This window comes from Holdemanella porci, from assembly GCF_019052655.1.
In the GTDB taxonomy this organism is placed as follows: domain Bacteria; phylum Bacillota_I; class Bacilli_A; order Erysipelotrichales; family Erysipelotrichaceae; genus Holdemanella; species Holdemanella hominis.
In genome coordinates this window covers 1-1583 of sequence record NZ_JAHQVB010000126.1, presented here as the reverse complement: position 1 = coordinate 1583, position 1583 = coordinate 1, and the positions used below count along the sequence as shown (strand labels likewise).

General features: G+C 29.6%; 2 protein-coding genes and 1 pseudogene. 2 read left to right on the top strand and 1 reads right to left on the bottom strand.

The genetic code is table 11. The features are described 5' to 3' along the window. Both KTQ83_RS11715 and KTQ83_RS11710 read left to right on the top strand, forming a co-directional pair. On the top strand, positions 1-547 hold a 547-nt coding region (locus KTQ83_RS11715; protein ID WP_425331032.1), incomplete at its 5' end, for an ATP-binding cassette domain-containing protein. Then, the gene (locus KTQ83_RS11710) at positions 541-1191 is read left to right on the top strand and encodes an ABC-2 transporter permease (protein ID WP_217256807.1); all 651 of its coding nucleotides are present in this window, start codon (positions 541-543) and stop codon (positions 1189-1191) included. The genes KTQ83_RS11715 and KTQ83_RS11710, both read left to right, overlap by 7 nt. A 193-nt stretch (positions 1192-1384) precedes the next feature. Here the strand turns inward: KTQ83_RS11710 and KTQ83_RS11705 are convergent. Next, positions 1385-1583, bottom strand: a pseudogene (locus KTQ83_RS11705) (hypothetical protein); the annotation flags it as partial.

The following is a 1583-nucleotide window of genomic DNA, read 5'->3' as shown; positions in this document are numbered from 1 at the left end:
TCTGATACTCCCCTATAAAAATGGCTATTTATCAACTGTTTGTTGTGACATAGCCAAGATTAAAAAGTTTTCTCGCGGAATGAAAATGAAATTAGAATTTGCGATTGCTTTTAGTCATAATGCGAAGCTATTGATATTAGATGAAGCAACAAGTGGACTAGACCCAATTGTTCGTAATGAAATATTGTCTATCATACGTGAGTATACAGAAGATGAAGATCATACAGTATTAATGTCTTCACATATTACTAGTGATTTAGACAAAATATCAGATTACATTGCTTATATTCATGAAGGTAAATTATTATTTATGAAACCATATGATGAATTAAGAGAAAAATATGGAATTATTCATGCTGGAAAAGAGTTGTTAGATTCATTAAATAAAGATGATATTGTTGGCTATGTGAAAGAAGCATATAATTACACTATTCTAGTAAAAAATCGTTCATTGATACAGAGTGTTTTTAAAGATTTAGAAATGACGCGACCAACAGTTGAAGAAATCATGTTGTTTCATGTGAAAGGAGGCTGTGAAAGATGGTAGGTTTAATGTTAAAAGATTTTTACGAATCGTTTCGTATTAAAAAGAATTTAATAGGTTTTATTTGTAGTATTTTATTGTATGGTATGGTCTTCTTTTTAATGCCAAGTGAGTATATTGTAATCCTTTTAGTTGTATTAACGATACCAATGACAAGTGTATCGCCATTACAATACTCGATTGAGCAAGATGAACTCTCTAAATTTGATCAAATGTTATTAACTTATCCTATTTCTAAAAAAACAATTGTGATGACCAAAATATTAGAAACATATATCTTTTCATTTGCATCTTTCTTATTACTTTCTTTACCTGTTGTATTGTTAGCTATCTACGGGTATCATATTATCAGTTTACAAGAAGGATTGTTAGTTTTATCGATAAGTGTGATTTTTACATTGATTATGTTACCTATAAATAATGCAGGATTTTTGACTTTTGGAAATAAAAAAGGAACCATTTTATATGTGGTAACACTAGTAACTTTTGTGATAGGTTTTATTACTTTAAATTTTTTTGTGGGCGTAGAACAGTTATTATTAATACCTTTAAATAGATGGTTATTATATGGCAGTGTCTTGGCAATTATAATTAATATTCTTGGATATTTTGCTTGTTTAAAAATATATGAGATTAGACATTCGTAGGAGGTTTCAGTAATTAAGGAATGAATTATTGGTTCATTCCTTTTTTACACTTTCGAAGGTGAGAATAATTTAAGGCTTCGAAAGTAATACAGACATTTTTATATGACGCTATTTTGTTTGAATAAAATAATTTTTAGTATGTGATACGTTATACTTTTGTATAAAGTGCATATGACGGAAAAATGGTGCGTGTTTAGCACACCATCGGTGTATCTGTAGCGGTCAATCGGTGTGTCAAAATTTTTTGATTTCTTAGTGATTCACCTTTGAATTCTAAACGATATGCTTTACATAGAACTCGATCTAAACACGCGTCAGCGTATGTACAATCCTTAAATGAGTATTCCGCTATCTGAAGTCCATGCAATATGCTACAGAAGTCCACATAATCC

Excerpts from the sequence above, each read along its gene's own strand:
- KTQ83_RS11710 (WP_217256807.1), top strand. The coding sequence starts at position 541 with ATGGTAGGTTTAATGTTAAAAGATTTTTACGAATCGTTTCGTATTAAA.